Origin of the sequence: Mesobaculum littorinae, from assembly GCF_004011175.1 — a bacterium.
Lineage (GTDB): Bacteria > Pseudomonadota > Alphaproteobacteria > Rhodobacterales > Rhodobacteraceae > Tranquillimonas > Tranquillimonas littorinae.
Map to the genome: position 1 here is coordinate 852,710 of NZ_RQXX01000002.1, position 15,861 is coordinate 868,570.

Below are 15,861 nucleotides of genomic sequence, written 5' to 3' on the forward strand. Positions count from 1 at the left end.
CGAGGCTCCGGCCCGGGAGACGGCGTGAGGGCGGGCCCGAGTGGCGTCACCGGGTGACGGCACCGGGTGACGGGGCCGCACGACTTGGCCGCGTGGCCGGGATACCACACTTTGCGCCACACGCGCGTCGCGCGCGGAACCCAGCAAAGGATCGGTGGTTGACCGATATGTCCTATGCACACGCAGAACCCGGGGCGGAGGGTCGCCCCCGGCGGTTACGCGACTGGCACCGCAGGGTCGCGCGCCATGCGGCCCTTTTCGCGACCGGGTTCGGTGCGGCCCTCGCGATCTGCGTGCCGCTCGCACCGGCGATCGCGTCCGACAAGGACGGGCGCCCGGGCGTCGAGGCGGCCGCCGAGGATCCCGATGCCGCCCTGATCCTCCGTCTCCAGAAGGGCGGCGTCGTCGTTTTCCTCCGCACCGCCGAAACCGACGAGACGTCCCCTGATGCCCGGATCCTCGACCAGCGCGACCGGCAGCGCACCCTGACGCGCGGGGGGCGGATGCAGGCCGCTATCCTGGGTGCCGCATTCGAGACGCTCGACATCCGGCCCGGGCGGGTGCTCTCCAGCCCGTTGAGTCGCGCCCGCGACACGGCCGAGCTGGCCTTCGGCCGGGGCGATGTCGAGGTCACGCGGATCCTCGGAAATTACTGCAGGACAGCCGGCTGCGAGGTCCGGCACCAGGCGGCCATCCAGGGTCTTCTGACCTCTCCGCCGCCCGAGGGGCGGGTGACGGTGCTGGTCGGGCATCGCACCTCGCTCGAACGTGCCACGGGGCAGGCGTTCCCCGAGGCGGAGCTGCCCGACTGTTCGATGGCGGTGTTCGATCCGCAAGAGAGCGGCCCCCGGCTTCTGGGGATCCTCGAACCCCACGCCCTTCTTGCGGCGGCGGCGCAGGGCTGACCGCGGGCCGCGCCTCTGCGCTGGAAAGCGGGTGGCGGCAGACCGGCGGCGTCGCGCGACCGGGCGGGCAGGGGGAGGCCTGTGGGCGGGAGACACTCGGTCTGGCCATCGTTTTGCCGTTGACGGCCCCGGGAACTCGGGCTTGATGTCGGGCCATGTCACAGTATCGCTATCACACGCCCGTCGCGGGCCTTCCGCCACAGTCCGAGCTTAGCACCGGACGTGCGGTCCTGACGCCTGCCTATGCGCTGATCCCCGGCACCACGATGCGGGACATCACCGCCTCGCTCCTGCCGTTCTGGACCGGCATGCGCGCCTGGGTGCTGGCCCGTCCGATGTCGGGCTTCGCCGAGACCTTTTCGCACCTGCTGGTCGAGCTTGCGCCCGGTGGCGGAAGCGACCGCCCCGAAATCGCGCCCGAAGCCCAGTCGGTGCTTTTCGTCGTGGGCGGCGCGGTGACGCTGCACCTGGGCGAGACCGCGCACCGGCTCGAGGCTGGGGGCTATGCCTACATCGCGGCGGGCGAACCCTGGCGGATCGCGCAGGAGGGCGAGGGCCCGGCGACGTTCCACTGGCTGCGCAAGCGCTACGAGGCGGTCGAGGGGCTGGACCGGCCCGAGAGCTTTACCGCGACGGATGCGGGCACCGAGCCCGTCGCGATGCCGGGCACCGACGGGCGCTGGGCGACGACGCGCTTCGTCGATCCGGGCGATCTGCGCCACGACATGCACGTCAACATCGTGACCCTCTCGCCCGGGGCGACGATCCCCTTCGCCGAAACCCACGTGATGGAGCACGGCCTCTTCGTGCTGCAGGGCCGCGGCGTCTACCAGCTGAACCGCGACTGGGTCGAGGTCGAGGCGGGCGACTACATGTGGCTGCGCGCCTTCTGCCCGCAATCCTGCCACGCCAGCGGGACCGAACCCTTCCGTTACCTGCTGTACAAGGACGTCAACCGCCACATGCCCCTGGGCCCCGCCACGCCGCGCTAGGGCCACCGGGGCGCCCCTGCGCAGGGCGCCCCTTGGGGTCTGTTGCCGAGGGGGAGGCGCCCGGGTCCGGGCCGTCCGGAGCGCCTCCGTCCTGTGCGGCCCCATCCGGTACGACCCGCCGTCTTGCCGCGATCGGCGGCTTACTAGGGATGCGGGCGTCGATGCGCGACCCGGCCAGCCGGAGCAGGTGCGACCGGGATCGGCTGCGCGGCCCGGGTTGCCGCCGCATCTTCGGCCTGTCGCAGGTCTCAAGGGGGCCTGCGCCGCTCGCGATCCGCCCGCCGGGCGGGGGGGCACGCACCTTGGCTCACCGCTCCATGAACGCAAGCCGCAGCGCGAGCGCGGCGAAGGCGGTCGCGAAGCCTCCGCGCAGCCACGCCATCGCGGCGGGGCGCGACAGCACCCGGTCACGCAGAAAGGCCGCGAAGAGGGCGTAGAGGGCGAAGGCCGCGAAGGTGAGCGCCATGAAGGCGATAGCCAGCCCCGTCATGTGCCACGCGGCGTCCCGCCCCCCTGCCGTCACGGACTGGGGCAGGAAGGCCAGGAAGAAGATCGACAGCTTCGGGTTCAGCAGGTTCAGCGCGATACCGTCGCGGACCAGGCGCCACGCGGTCGCGTGCGCATCCCGGCCTTCAACGGACAGCGTGCCCGCGCCGCGCCAGACCTGCGCGGCCATCCAGAGCAGAAAGGCCACGCCGGCCAGCTTCACGACCTGGAAGGCGGTCGCGCTGGCATGGAGCACCGCCGCGAGCCCGAGGATCGAGGCGGCCATGTGGGGCAGGATTCCCAGCGTGCAGCCCGCCGCGGCGACAAGGCCCGCGCGCAGCCCCTGGCCCAGCGTGACGGCCAGCGTGTAGACGACCCCCGGCCCGGGCATCAGGACGACGATCAGGGCGGTGGCGAAAAATGACCACGTCATGTGCGGCTCCTCCTGTCGGCGCCGTCGGTTCCACCCGGCAAAAGGCCGGCCCGGACCGGGGCGCCAGGGCCTGCCATGATGCGGACAGCCGGGCCCCGTTCCGCAGGTCCCTCCGGCCCGGCCCCCTCGTGCCGGCCTTCGGTCCAGATAAGGCGTCGCAGGACCGCGGGGGAAAGGGTCGGGGCCGGGCCGCGGCTTTCGGCGCCCTTTCGGGCATCGGCGTTATGCAAAAGGCTGCCGGAGATGATCTCGCTACGGGCGGGGGGCTCTGCCTGTCGGGCGACCACTGGGTGGGACGCAGGACCGGTCGCGGGCGCCGCCATCGGATCTTCGGTGATCTGAGGTGGGCCGAACGTTGTCCGCCGCGCGACGCGGGCGGGCGCACCCGCGTTGCACAGGTCCCTGCGCGGCGCGGTACCCGGAAACCCGGCGCCTTTGCCGAGCCGGCAGACCAACGCCGCCGCGGCGCTGCGATACCGCGTGGGGGGCGACCGCAAAGCCGCAAACAGCGTCCTCAACCTCCGCTTCGCGGGCAGGTCCGTTTCGGCGCGCCCGTCGATCCGTCGACACGCGGCGCCCGCGTTCGGGGTGAGCGCGGCCGCCGCGTCCGGGGGCGCAGGCCTATCCCGGACCCCGGCAAGGATCGGGACGAGCGCGGGGAAGGTCGGGGCGATGGGCGGGGTGTCGGGGAATGGTGTCATCGCCCGGTCATGGCGCGGTCGAGCTGTCCCCGTCTTGAACGATCTTGGCGCCGGGCGTGATCAGTCCCTTCCGCCACCGGCCCGGCGGCAGGCCGAACTGGCGGGCGAAGGCGCGCGTCAGGTGGGCCTGGTCGGCAAAGCCGAAGCCGGCGGCGACCTCTGCCGGCGGTTCGCCGGATGCCAGCGCCCGCCGTGCCAGCCGCAACCGAACCTGCATCGCGTAGGCGTGCGGCGTGGCGCCGGTCTCGCGCCGGAACCGCCGCAGCGCGCCTGTCCGGCCCATCCCCATCAGCATCGCCACCTCGTCCAGCGACGGCGGTGCGTCGGGCTGATCCGCGATCCGTTCCTGCACGCGCCTGGTGGCGGGCGACGGCGCACCGCGCAAACGCGCCGTGTCGGCGGTCGACGCGGGCGCCAGCACCAGCGACAGCAGATCGGTCAACGCGTCCTCGGCCGCGCGGGCGTCCTGCGACCTCAGGGCGGAAAGCGCAGCGTCCGTCCGGGCGGCAAGACCGGGGTTCTGGACGGCCGCGAAACCGATCTCCCGGCGCGCGGCCTCCGGCTCCACGAAGCGGGCGACCGTAGCGGGATCGACATAGAGCATCTCCCACTCCCGCCCGGGGCCCACGGGCGCGCCGTCGTGCATCTCTTCCGGGCTGACCGCGATCACGTCCCCGGGGCCGGCCTCGACCGGTCCGCACGCCGACCACGAGGCATGCCCCCCGACACGCACCACGCCAAGACCGAACTGATCGTGGGCATGGCGCGGAAAGGCACGTGTCGAGAAAAGCGACACCGCCTCCACGCCTGCAAGGCAGGGCGGATGCAGGACAGTGCGATGAGACGACAAGCCGGACATGGCCTGCGTATATCATACCCGTCCAACGACAATAGCCTGCGATGACCTGGTGGGGTGAGGATCGGCCGGGCCGGCGGCGCCGGTGTGCCTAGGGGGACGCATTGGGCAAAGCGCACGTGGCGGCGGCGCAGGCCCCTCTCGCCTTGTCGCGCCCGCGCGCGTCGCACCCGCCGCGGATCGCCGCCGCGTCCGACCCTCACCAGCGCGTCTGCGCGCCCGCGCGCGTGGTTGCGGCATCGCCATCCCGGCGCAGGGGCCGCTGAGGGCGCCGGGGCGGGGCATCCGGGACCTGCCGGACCACGACCCCTACGGGCGCGTTGGGGCCGGTCGCGAAGAATGGCGCCGGGGGCCCTGGACGTCCCGCCGGGGCTTGCCCGCGGGGCGCAAACCGGTGTTCATGGCGCGGGGGAAGGGGAGCGGTTCCATGCAGCTTGGCCTCGATCTGGGCACCTCCGCCGTCAAGGCGGTGATCGCCACGCCCGAGCGCGGCGTGGTGGCCCGTGCCGATGCGCCGTTGCAGGTGCAGACGCCCGGCCCCTATGCCTGCGAACAGGCACCCGAGGACTGGTGGCGGGCCGTACGTCAGGTCTCGGCCCGACTGGCGCGCGAGGCGCCCGAGGCGTGGCGCGCCATCAGTGCGATCGGGCTTTCGGGGCAGATGCACGGGGCGGTCCTGCTGGACGCCAGCGGCGCGGTGATCCGCCCCGCGATCCTGTGGAACGACGGGCGGGCCTTTCGCGAATGTGCCACGCTGGCGCGGGACCTGCCCGGGATCGGCGCGCTGGCCGGGGTGCCACCGCTGCCGGGGTTTCCGGCGCCCAAGCTCATGTGGCTGGCGGAGGCCGAACCGGCGGCCCACGCCCGCATCGCGCGGATGCTGATGCCCAAGGACTGGCTGGGGCTGCGGCTGCACGGCCAGGCCGTGACCGATCCCTCCGACGCCGCGGGCACGCTGCTGTTCGACCAGGCGCGGCGCGACTGGTCGGCGCCGCTGATGCAGGCGGCGGGCGTGGCGCGCGACTGGCTGCCGCGCATCCTCGGCAGTGCCGAGATCGCGGGCCGCCTGCGTCCCGACGCGGCGGCTGAGCTGGGGCTGCCCGCGGGCCTGCCGGTCGCGGCGGGGGCGGGCGACACCGCGGCGGGGGCCGTCGGGCTGGGCGTCGTGGGGCGCGGCGACGGCATGATCTCGGTCGGGACCTCGGGGCAAATCCTGCTGCCCACCCGCCGCTTCCGCCCCGATCCGGACCGCATGATCCACGCCTTCGCCCATGCCGTCCCGGAGATGTGGTACCGCATGGCCGCGCTTCTGAACGGGGCGCGCCCGATGGCGTGGTTCGCGGGCGTCGCGGGCGCGCGCATCGGCACCCTGCTGGACGAGGCCGCCGCCGCCCGCGATGCGCCGCTCTGCCTGCCTTACCTCACGGGCGAGCGCACGCCGCACGGCGACCCGCACCTGCGCGGCGCCTTCTGGGGCATGGGCTATGCCACCAGCCGGGGCGAGATGATGCGCGGCGTGGTCGAGGCGGTCGCGTTCTCGTTCGCCGACGCGGCCGAAGCACTGGCCGAGGGGCCCTTGCCGTCGCTTCTGGCGACGGGCGGCGGCACCCGCAGCGACCTGCTGATGCAGATGATCGCCGATCTTCTGGGGGTCGAGATCGCGCGCGCGGACGACATGGCCTCGGGGCCCGCCTACGGGGCGGCGCGGCTGGCGGCGGTGGCGGTGGGCCGGATGACGCCCGGCGACCTGGCGGCGAAGCCCGCCGCACTGCACCGCTTTGCGCCGCGCGCGGCAGTCTCGCGCGCGCTGGCAGGGAAGCTCGACCGCTTTCGCGCCCTGCACGCGGCCCTGGCGCCGCTCGCCGCGGAAGAGGGTGGCCGCGTGCCGCAAAGCGGCGCGGCACCGGCGGGCCTTCATCTGGCGGCCGCCGCCACGGCAGAGGGGCCGGGCGGCTGACGCGGCGGGCCGAGCGATCGGGCCGAGAGGGCTGGCCGGGCAGGCGGGCCCGGGCATGGGGACCGGGAAAGCCAGCCGAGAAAGCTGGCGGTGCAGACGGGCCCGAGAAAGCGGGCCGGGCAGGCGGGGCCGAGAAAGAGGGCCCGAGCATGCGGGTCCAGGAAAGCCTGGTCGACAAGGCTGGTCCGACATGCGGCGCCGCCGATCCGCCGTCTTGCGCCGTCGGCGACCCCCGCTCCCGCCGCGCTCCGGCCACCCATCCCCCCCCGCGCCCCTTCGGGCACGGGGAGGGGGTCACGGGCCCCGAGAGGTCAGAGGCTGGCCAGCAGGTCGTTGATCCGCTGCTCGGCGGCTCCCAGCGCCTCTTCCACCGGCTTGGTGCCGTGGATGGCCGAGTTCAGCTCTTCCCCGATGATGTCCTGTATGGCGAATTGCCGCCGGACCTCGGGGTTGAGCGATTGCCCCATCTCGGCCACGGGCGCGATGTTGTCGCGGTAGGGCAGGGACTGGAACTCTTCCGACGCGATCACCTCGGCGACCGCGGGCAGGTGGCCGGTGCGGGCCCATGCGCCGTCGTTCTCTTCGAGGAAGGTCATCAGCGTGCCGATCGCCGCCCGCTCTTCGTCCGAGCGGCCCGGATCGCGCGGCACCGCCCAGCCGTGGCCGTCGGCGTAGGTGGCGGGCTCGCCCTCGAAAAGCTGCGGCAGCGGATAGACGGTGTAGCCGTCGGACAGCGCGTTGCCCTCTTCCTCGGACTGCGCGGCCCAGTCGCCGATCAGCCAGGTGCCGTTGATGCCGATGCCGCCGTCGCCGGCGCCGAACCCCGCCACCGCGGCGGGATAGTCCATGTCGGTGGTCGTCGCTCCCTCGTCATAGATCCGCTTCATGAACTCGGCGACCGCGCTCGCCTCGGGCGTTGAAAGGTCGACCTGGCTTGGGTCGGCGAAGGGATCGACGCCCTGCTGCATCAGGAAGGTGTAGAAGAGCCGGGCATAGGCCGCCGTTTCATTGGCGTAGATCTGGACGAGGTAGGGCTTGCCCGTCGCCTCCTTGAACTGGGCCGCCTGTTCGAAGAACGCGTCGGTGCTGTCGGGCAGCAGCGGCGTGCCGTCGTCGTTCACCAGCCCCGCCTCTTCCATCAGGTTGAGGTTGACGTGCCAGAGCATCGTCCAGTTGTCGAAGGGCAGGGCGTAGATCTGCCCGTCCTTGGTGACGCCGGCCAGCGCGGCCTCGGTAAAGGCCGACGTCTCGATCCCCTGCTCGGCAAGCAGGTCGTCGAGCGGTTCCAGCAGGTTGCGCGACTGGTAGTCCGAGATCGCCGAGTAGTGCATCGAGACGACATCGGGCGCGTTGCGGCTGGCCAGCTGGGCGTTCAGCTGGTCGTAGCCCGGCCATTCGACGGTCGTGACCTCGACGTCGATCTCGGGGTTCTCCTCTTGGAACCGGTTGATCAGCGTGGTGATGATGCCGCATTCGCCGACAGCGGCGTCGACGTCGGTCGAGTTGCCGTAATCGGCGTCGCAGGCGCCGAAGAACCGCTGCAGCTCGATCGTGGTCTGCGCGCTGGCGCCGGTTGCGGCAAAGGCTATCGCGGCGCTTGTCAAAAGCAGTGTCTTCATGGGGTCCTCCCTGGGGTTTCGGGGCCTCCCGCCCCGTCTGCGTGCCGCTTGCCGCGCCCCCTCCTCGGGCCGGGCAGGCGGAAAGGTCATTTCACGGCGCCGCCCGACACGGCGGTCACGACGTGTTTTTGGAAGATGATGTAGACGATCAGCACCGGCAGCGCGGCAAAGACGGCCTGCGCGGCCAGGAAGCCCAGCCCCTCGGTCTGGGCAAAATTCACCTGGCTCGACGCGATGCCCACGGTCAGCGTGTACATGTCCTTGTCGGTGGCCGAGATCAGCGGCCACCAGTAATCGTTCCACGCGAAGAGGAAGGTGAAGATCCCCAGCGTCGCCTGCGCGGGCAGCGTGAGCGGCAGCAGCACCTTCCAGAAGATCCGCCAGCGCGATGCGTTGTCCAGCGCCGCGGCCTCGTCGATCTCGGGCGGGATGGCGCGGAAGAACTGGGTCATCAGGAACACGCCGAAGGGCAGCGACAGGCCCGGCAGGATCAGCGCGATATAGGTGTTGTGCAGGTTCAGCGTGCTGAAGATCTGGTGGCGCGGGATGATCACCGCCTGTTCGGGCACGGCAAGGCCGAAGAGCACGATGACGAAGACCAGCCGCCGTCCCGGCCACTCCAGCCGCCCGAAGGCATAGCCCGCGAGAGAGGCCAGGATCAGCACGCCGATGGTCTGCCCCACCGCGACGACAAGCGAGTTCGCGAACCAGCGGAACACGCCCGAGTTGCCCGCGATGTCGGTGTAGTTCTTCAGCGTGTAGGGGCCGGAAAAGGCCGCCTCGGTCCCGCGGCTCAGCGCCTCGTTCTCGGTAACCGACAGCACCAGCACCCAGGCCATCGGCAGGAACATCAGCACCGACAGCGCGGCGGCGGCCCAGAACAGCGTCCGGCTGTGACCATGCGTAGGGGCGGTGCCGCTCATGCCTTGTTCCCCCGGTTGGTGATCCAGAACTGGCCCATCGCCGCGACGAGAATGATCAGGAACAAAAGCTCGGAGGCGGCGGCGCCCTGTCCCACGTCCCAGTTTTCGAACGCGGCGCGGTAGATATAGAGGACCATGGGCCGCGAGGTGCCGTTTGGCCCGCCATTGGTCATCAGCTGCGCCTGTCCGAACAGCTGGAACTGCATCACGATCTGGATCGTGGCGACCAGGATCAGCGTGTTGCGGATCTGCGGCAGCGTGACCCGGGTGAAGGTGCGCCAGCGCGACGCGTTGTCGAGCGCCGCCGCCTCGTAAAGGTCCCCGGGGATCTGTTGCAGCGCGGCGAGGATCAGGATCATCGGCAGGCCGAGGCACCACCAGACCGTCGCCACGCCGACGGAGAAGAGCGACCAGCCCTGTGTCGAGAGAAACCCGATGGGCGGCCATCCCATCGCCTCGAACGCCAGCGACAGAAGCCCGTCGCCGGGGATGAAGACAAAGCGCCAGATCAGCGTGACGATGGTCACCGACAGCACCGTCGAGGAAAAGTAGACGCCGCGCATGAAGGCCGCGCCGCGGGTCCGCGCGTTCAGCGCGAGCCCGAGGAAAAGCCCGATCGCGACCAGCACCGGAACCGTGACGGCGACGAAGACCACCGTGTTGCGCACCGCCTGCCAGAACAGCGCGTCGCCCAGCACACGGGCATAGTTCGTCCAGCCGGTATAGCCGTAAAGCCCGAAGAGATCGGCCTTTTGCAGGGAAAGGTAGACGCCCCAGCACAGCGGCACGACCAGCAGCGCCACGAAGACGACCAGGTAGGGCGCCGCGAAAAGCGCGTTCGACGGGCGCGACTGGCGGTGCGGGGCGGCCATCAGCGAACCTCCCCCGCGTGGTGTGCGCGGCCCGCGGCGTCGAAGACGTGCACCGCGTGGGGATCGACGCCCACGGGCACGACTTGGCCCGGCGCGACCTGCGACCGGCCCGTGTCCTGGGCCACCAGAACGGTGCCGTCGGGCAGGTGCCCGTGCAGCAGCGTGCGGTCGCCCAGCCGTTCGATCACATCGACCGTCAACGGCAGGCTGCCCGGGCCCGTGTTCGGGCCCGAGCCCGTGTTCGAGCCTGTGTTCATGTCAGGGCCGGCGCCCGTGCCCCGGTCGGCACCGGTATCGGCGCCGGCATCGGGGCGGGTATCCTCGGCCCGGATGCCGATGCTGGCGCCCTGGGTCGCAAAGCCCTCGGGCAGGGTCACGGCACTGTCGATATGGCCCACGCCCGCGACTTCGAGCCGGGCGCCAAGCGGGCCGCGGGTCACGCCCGACAGGGGCAGCATCGACATCGCGGGCGCGCCGACGAAGCCGGCCACGAACTTCGTCGCGGGGCGCTGGTAGATCTCCATCGGCGTGCCGATCTGTTCGATCCGGCGGTCGTGCATCACCACGATCCGGTCAGCCAGCGTCATCGCCTCGACCTGGTCGTGGGTGACGAAGATCATCGTCGTGCCCAGCCGCTGGTGCAGTTGCGCCAGTTCCAGCCGGGTGCGGCCGCGCAGCGCGGCGTCGAGGTTCGACAGCGGCTCGTCGAACAGGAACGCACGGGGCTCTTTCACGATGGCGCGGCCGATGGCGACGCGCTGGCGCTGCCCGCCCGACAGCATCTGCGGCTTGCGCTCCAGCAGGTGGTCGATCTCCAGCACCTTTGCCGCCGCGTCGGTGCGGCGCGCGATCTCGTCACGGGGCGTGCCCACGTTCTCAAGCCCGAAGGCCATGTTCTGCCGCACCGTCATGTGCGGGTAGAGGGCGTAGGACTGGAACACCATCGCCACGCCACGTTCGCCGGGCGGCAGGGTGTCGATGCGCCGGCCCCCCAGCGCGATTTCGCCCTCGTTCACGGCCTCGAGCCCCGCGATCATGCGCAGGAGCGTGGATTTCCCACAGCCCGAGGGCCCCAGGAAGACGACGAATTCGCCGTCCTCGATGGCCAGCGAAATGTCGTCCAGCACCGTCAGCGCGCCGAAGCGCTTGGTCAGGTGGTGGATGTCGATCGATGCCGACATGTGCGGCTCCTCCCCGTCGGTCTTGGGCCTAGTCTCCCAGCCGGATCACGCGATAGCTGAGCGGGGCGATGGGGGCGGTCAGGCGCCCGCCGCCCGGCTCTGCGACCACCTCGGCGCCGGTGCCGTCCACGGGCGCGACCGGCTCCTCCCCGGGGCCGTTGGTGGCGTCGAGCGCGTGGCCCGCGATCACCTTGTCCATCACGATGCGCGACAGCGGCAGGCCCTGCAGCGCGACGTCCAGCGCGATCTCTTCGGTTTCGTGCCGGTTGACGCAGAAAAAGGCGACCGTCCCGTCCTCGGCTCGCACGGCGGAGATGTCGAGGTAGGGCACGCCCGTCGCGACCGCGCTGTCGTAGCCGGGGCAGTCGAGCGCGAGGTTCAGCGCCGTGCCGCGACCGTAGCGCGAGGCATAGTAGTAGGGCCAGAACGTCGTCTGCCGCCAGGCCGGGCCGTCCTTGACGGTCATGATCGGGGCGATGACGTTCACCAGCTGCGCCAGGCACCCCACCTTCACCACGTCCGCGCGCCGGATGAAGGTGTTGAGGATCGCCCCCACCTGCAGCACGTCGGCGAAATCGTAGATATCCTCGAGCAGCGGCGGCGCGATGGGCCAGCCGTCTTCGCCCTGCAGCGTGGCCTTGTCCTGCGCCTCCGAATGGTACCAGACGTTCCATTCGTCGAAGCTGATGTAGACGTCGCGCTTCGATCGCTTCTTGGCCTTGGTCATCCGGATGATGCCGGCGACGGTCTGGATGTAGTCGTCCAGCTGGGCCGGCAGCGACAGGTAGCGCGGCAGGTCCTTGTCGTGGTTCTTGAAATACATGTGCAGCGAGATGTAATCGACGCTGTCGTAGGTATAGTCGAGCACCGTCGCCTCCCACGCGGGGTAGGTGGCCATGGTGGGGGTCGAAGACCCGCAGACCACCAGTTCCAGCGACGTGTCGTAGGCCCGCAGCGCTTTCGCCGTCTCGAAGGCAAGGCGGCCGTATTCGTCGGCTGTCTTCTGGCCGATCTGCCAGGGGCCGTCCATTTCGTTGCCCAGGCACCACATCTTGACGCCCCAGGGGTCCTCCCGGCCGTTCTTGCGGCGCAGGTCCGACCAGTAGGTGCCGGAGGGGTGATTGACGTATTCGACGAAGGCGCGTGCCTCGTCCAACCCGCGCGAGCCGAGATTTACGGCCAGCATCATCTGCGTGCCCGCGGCCTCGGCCCAGTCGGCGAATTCGTGGATGCCGACCTCGTTCGTCTCCGAGGTGTGCCAGGCGAGGTCCAGCCGAACGGGGCGGTCCTCTTTCGGGCCGATCCCGTCCTCCCAGTTGTAGGCCGAGACGAAGTTGCCGCCCGGGTAGCGGACGATGGGGACATCCAGTTCGCGGACCAGGTCGATCACATCGGTCCGGAACCCGTTGGCATCGGCCGAGGCATGGCCCGGCTCGTAGATGCCGCTGTAGACCGCCCGGCCCAGGTGTTCGATGAACGACCCGTAGAGCCGTGGATCGATCTCTCCGACCACGAAATCGATGTTCGCAGCAACGCGCGCACGCATCACGGACCTCCTCCCCTCATCCGACAACCCGAGGTTAGGTCCGGCAGGTGCGCGCCGTCAATATCGAACTTTAACTATTCGTATCGTGAAACGTGATGTTGAAATTCACGTGTTCAGAATAAGGACGATGTCCTGATCGTAGTTGCCGAAGCCCCGACCGAAGATGTTGATCCCGCCGGGGTTGGCGGCGTCTTCGCGCACTGCGATGCGCACCCGGATCGAGTGATGTGATTCGAGGTTTAGCTCGGCCAGCCCCACGTCGGACACCCGCACCCCGTCGAGATAGGTGCCCTGCGCGGTGACGCGGAAGCTTTTCAGGTGGCCGTACTGGCTGCCGGCCAGTTTCCACCACGCGGGGGTGTAGGTGCCGCGCCGGTCGCCGTAGTCGCCCGGTGCGGTCCAGCAGCCGATCGGGATGCCGTTGATGTCGATGGTGATGTCCGAGGGCCAGTTGGCCGAGGTTCCCGGCACCTCGGAGCTGAGTTCGAGCCTCAGCTCAAGCTCGGTCACGCTGCGGCCCGCAATCCGTGCGTTGTTGGGAAACTGGTAATCCACGTGGCCCCGGGTGAACCACAGAAGGCCCGCGCGCATCCGCTCGGGGTTCAGGAAGGTCGCGGGACTGTCGAGGTAGCCGATGATGCCGCTGTCGGAACACAGCCCGCAGGGCGACAGGACCTCGGCCCCGGAATAAAGGCCCACGGGCATCGCCACCTCGATCGCGTCGGTCGTTTCCTGCGGGGTGGCGAAGGACAGCAGGATCTCGGCATGGGCGGCGGTGCAGATCTTCTGCGATCCGCGCCGGGCCTTCTGGCTGGTCGTGGTGATCAGCCCGGCTTCCTCCAGCGCGGTGACGTGGATCGACGCGCTGGATTGCGGCAGGTCCAGCCGGGCGGCGATCTCGTTGACGTTCATCGACCCGGAGGCGTGCAACAGCTTCAGGATCTGCAACCGCGCCGGCACCGCGAGGCAGCGCAGCACGTCCTGCCCGTCATCGGGCGTTATCACGAGGTAATCATGGGTCATGTTGACCGATTCGTATCAATGGAATTGATATAGAGCAACTGTCGTGATGCGGGCAAACGGGACCGCGTGGGCGGAGCGCGGGTGCGTGCAGCGGTGGGGCAGGGCAGAGAGCGGACGACAGGCGGAGGACTGCGCGGCCACGATGGCATTGCGGTGACTGCGCTGTGAGAGGGCGGGCGGCGACCACCGGACGACGCCCGGACGACCATCGGACGACCATCGGACGACCATCGGACGACCACCGGACGACGACGGTGGGCGACGAGCGGACGAAGACGGTTCGCGACGACCGGGTGAAGACCGTGGCAACGACCTAAAGACGACCGGGCGGAGACCGTGGCGCCGATCCGGCGACGACCGGAGGAAGACGGTGGGCGACGTCTGGGCGGCAAGGGTTGCCCTGCCGCGACCTTGTGACAATGCGCGGGGGGCAGGCGGCGGATAGGCGGCGGGCAGGCGGTCGGCAGGCAAGCGGGCGCCTGGCGACGCAGGGGCAGTGCCCCGGGCCGCGGGCGTGCGCCCCGTGGCGCCCGGACGCCGGGGCCGGTTTGCCCGGCGGCCCTCTCGCTGGTCTGCGCGCTGGTTCGGGCACGGCATTCTGGCCGGGGATGGGCGCCGGGCGTGCCGTGGTTGACCGGGCCGTGCGTCCCTGCCTATCTCGGGTGCGAGGCTGGTCCGTGATGGCGTCACGGGCCGATGCCTCCGACATCCCCATCCGTCCTGAACGCCCGGACCTTCCCGCCCCCTCCGCCACGCGGCGGGGGCAATGGCACGAGGTGACCATGACACGTCAAACCACATCCCCGACCCCCCAACACACCCCGACCACCACCCCGACCACCGCCATGCCCGCCACCACGACCGACAAGGCCCCGGCCGGGGGCAAAGAGGGCGGGCTGGCCTGCATGGCCGTGGCGATGCTGCTTCTGCCCGTGGGCGACGCCTTCGCCAAGGTGCTGACCGGCACGCTGGACCCCGTCGTCGTGACGATGTGGCGCTTCGTGGCGCAGGCGCTTTGCCTCGTGCCGGTTGCGCTGCTGCTGCGGCACAGGTTGCGGGGGGCGATGTTCTCACCCATCGTGGCGCTGTCGGGCGGGCTGGTGATGATCACGCTCAGCTGCCTGATCGGGGCGCTTTCGGTGATGCCCATCGCCACCGCGATCGGCATCTTCTTCGTCGAGCCGCTGATCCTGACGCTTCTGGCTGGGCCGCTTCTGGGCGAGGTCGTGGGACCGCGCCGGATGACCGCCGTCGCCGTCGGGTTCCTGGGCGCCTTCGTGGTGATCAGACCGGGGATGTCGGGCTTTGGCTGGGCCACGGTGCTGCCGCTGCTGTCGGCACTGTCCTATGCGCTCAACATGATCGTCCTGCGCCGGGCCGGGCGCACCCGGTCGTCGCTGACCGTGCAGTGCGGCGCGGCGGCCTATGCCGCCTGCGGCATGATCGCGGTGACGCTGGTGCTGCAGGGCGCGGGGCTGGTCCGGCTGGCGCCGGGGGAGATGCCGGTGACAAGCTGGCTGACCGTCGCCGCGGCGGGGGCCTTTGCCGCCGCCAGCTTCGTGCTGATCGCCGAGGCGTTCAAGCGGGCCGAGGCGGGGGCGCTGGCGCCGCTGCAATACCTTGAAATCGTCGGCGCCACCGCAGCGGGGTATGTCATCTTCGGCGATTTCCCCGATGCGCTGACATGGCTGGGCATCGCGATCATCCTCGGCTCGGGGCTTTATACCCAGCGTCGCGAGCGGCGCCGGGCCCCGCGCGGGCGCCGGCTGCTTTGGGCGCGGGGCGCGCGCGCCGGACGGCGGTAGGCCTCGCGGGGCGGCCCGGGGTGCCCTCCCGCCGGGGGCGGTCCGCGCGCCGTCGGACGCGCCGGGGGAAGACCCGGAGAGGCCCGGCCGCGCCGCACGGGCGTTCGGCCCGCACGCCCGCGCCACCGTCGCGTTCGGTGCCGCCGTCGGTGCGGGTCAGTCCGCTCCGGCCCGGGACAGGCCGGTCAGGATAGGGCAGTCGGGGCGGTCGTCGCCCGAGCACGCCTCGACCAGCGTCGTCAGCGTGTCTCGCATGGCCTGAAGCTCGGCAATCTTGCGGGTGATCTCGTCCAGATGCGCAGAGGCGATGCGCCGGACATCGGCGCTGGCGCGGCCTTCGTCCTCGTAAAGCGCAAGCAGGTTGCGGCATTCCTCGATCGAGAAGCCCAGCGACCGGGCGCGCCCGAGAAAGCTCAGCTTGTGCAGATCCGTCTCGCGGAACCGGCGATAGCCGTTCTCGCCGCGCTGCGGTCGGACAAGGCCGATATCCTCGTAGTAGCGGATGGTCTTGGGCGGCAGGCCCGAGCGGGCGGCGACATCTCCGATGTTCATGGTCGTCTCC

At 70.7% G+C, this 15,861-nt stretch carries 13 protein-coding genes; 4 read left to right on the forward strand and 9 right to left on the reverse strand.

Annotation, left to right across the window (positions count from 1 at the left end; all coding sequences use genetic code 11):
* Positions 1-167: 167 nt before the first annotated feature.
* The gene (locus EKE94_RS08715) at positions 168-905 is read left to right on the forward strand and encodes a histidine phosphatase family protein (protein ID WP_235855962.1); all 738 of its coding nucleotides are present in this window, start codon (positions 168-170) and stop codon (positions 903-905) included.
* 155 nt (positions 906-1,060) lie between these two features.
* Complete coding sequence (locus EKE94_RS08720) at positions 1,061-1,897, forward strand: bifunctional allantoicase/(S)-ureidoglycine aminohydrolase (protein ID WP_127906187.1); 837 nt, start codon at positions 1,061-1,063, stop codon at positions 1,895-1,897.
* A 307-nt stretch (positions 1,898-2,204) separates the two neighbouring features.
* Here EKE94_RS08720 and EKE94_RS08725 read toward each other — a convergent pair whose 3' ends face one another.
* Both EKE94_RS08725 and EKE94_RS08730 read right to left on the reverse strand, forming a co-directional pair.
* Positions 2,205-2,816 (reverse strand): LysE family translocator, encoded by a 612-nt coding sequence (locus EKE94_RS08725; protein ID WP_127906188.1) that lies wholly within the window; start codon positions 2,814-2,816, stop codon positions 2,205-2,207.
* Positions 2,817-3,524: 708 nt separating this feature from the next.
* Entirely contained in the window at positions 3,525-4,313 is a 789-nt protein-coding gene (locus EKE94_RS08730; RefSeq protein ID WP_206615034.1) for an AraC family transcriptional regulator, read from the reverse strand.
* A 487-nt stretch (positions 4,314-4,800) separates the two neighbouring features.
* Between EKE94_RS08730 and xylB the strand changes: the two genes are divergently transcribed.
* Positions 4,801-6,330, forward strand: a complete 1,530-nt coding sequence (gene xylB / locus EKE94_RS08735) for a xylulokinase (RefSeq protein ID WP_164870866.1) — start codon at positions 4,801-4,803, stop codon at positions 6,328-6,330.
* Between the two features lie 311 nt (positions 6,331-6,641).
* Here the strand turns inward: xylB and EKE94_RS08740 are convergent, their stop codons facing one another.
* The 6 genes from EKE94_RS08740 to EKE94_RS08765 form a co-directional block, all read right to left on the reverse strand.
* Complete coding sequence (locus EKE94_RS08740; protein WP_127906191.1) at positions 6,642-7,949, reverse strand: extracellular solute-binding protein; 1,308 nt, start codon at positions 7,947-7,949, stop codon at positions 6,642-6,644.
* Positions 7,950-8,035: 86 nt separating this feature from the next.
* Entirely contained in the window at positions 8,036-8,872 is an 837-nt protein-coding gene (locus EKE94_RS08745; protein ID WP_127906192.1) for a carbohydrate ABC transporter permease, read from the reverse strand.
* The gene (locus EKE94_RS08750; RefSeq protein ID WP_127906193.1) at positions 8,869-9,744 is read right to left on the reverse strand and encodes a carbohydrate ABC transporter permease; all 876 of its coding nucleotides are present in this window, start codon (positions 9,742-9,744) and stop codon (positions 8,869-8,871) included. The genes EKE94_RS08745 and EKE94_RS08750 overlap by 4 nt, the downstream gene beginning before the upstream one ends.
* Entirely contained in the window at positions 9,744-10,925 is a 1,182-nt protein-coding gene (locus EKE94_RS08755) for an ABC transporter ATP-binding protein (protein WP_127906194.1), read from the reverse strand. The genes EKE94_RS08750 and EKE94_RS08755 overlap by 1 nt, the downstream gene beginning before the upstream one ends.
* Before the next feature lie 28 nt (positions 10,926-10,953).
* Complete coding sequence (gene arfA / locus EKE94_RS08760; protein ID WP_127906195.1) at positions 10,954-12,471, reverse strand: arabinosylfuranosidase ArfA; 1,518 nt, start codon at positions 12,469-12,471, stop codon at positions 10,954-10,956.
* A gap of 105 nt (positions 12,472-12,576) precedes the next feature.
* The gene (locus EKE94_RS08765; protein ID WP_127906196.1) at positions 12,577-13,494 is read right to left on the reverse strand and encodes an ArsR/SmtB family transcription factor; all 918 of its coding nucleotides are present in this window, start codon (positions 13,492-13,494) and stop codon (positions 12,577-12,579) included.
* Between the two features lie 782 nt (positions 13,495-14,276).
* Here EKE94_RS08765 and EKE94_RS08770 point away from each other — a divergent pair.
* The gene (locus tag EKE94_RS08770; protein ID WP_235855947.1) at positions 14,277-15,299 is read left to right on the forward strand and encodes a DMT family transporter; all 1,023 of its coding nucleotides are present in this window, start codon (positions 14,277-14,279) and stop codon (positions 15,297-15,299) included.
* A gap of 156 nt (positions 15,300-15,455) precedes the next feature.
* Here the strand turns inward: EKE94_RS08770 and cueR are convergent, their stop codons facing one another.
* Positions 15,456-15,851, reverse strand: a complete 396-nt coding sequence (gene cueR / locus EKE94_RS08775; protein WP_127906197.1) for a Cu(I)-responsive transcriptional regulator — start codon at positions 15,849-15,851, stop codon at positions 15,456-15,458.
* Between the last annotated feature and the right edge of the window lie 10 nt (positions 15,852-15,861).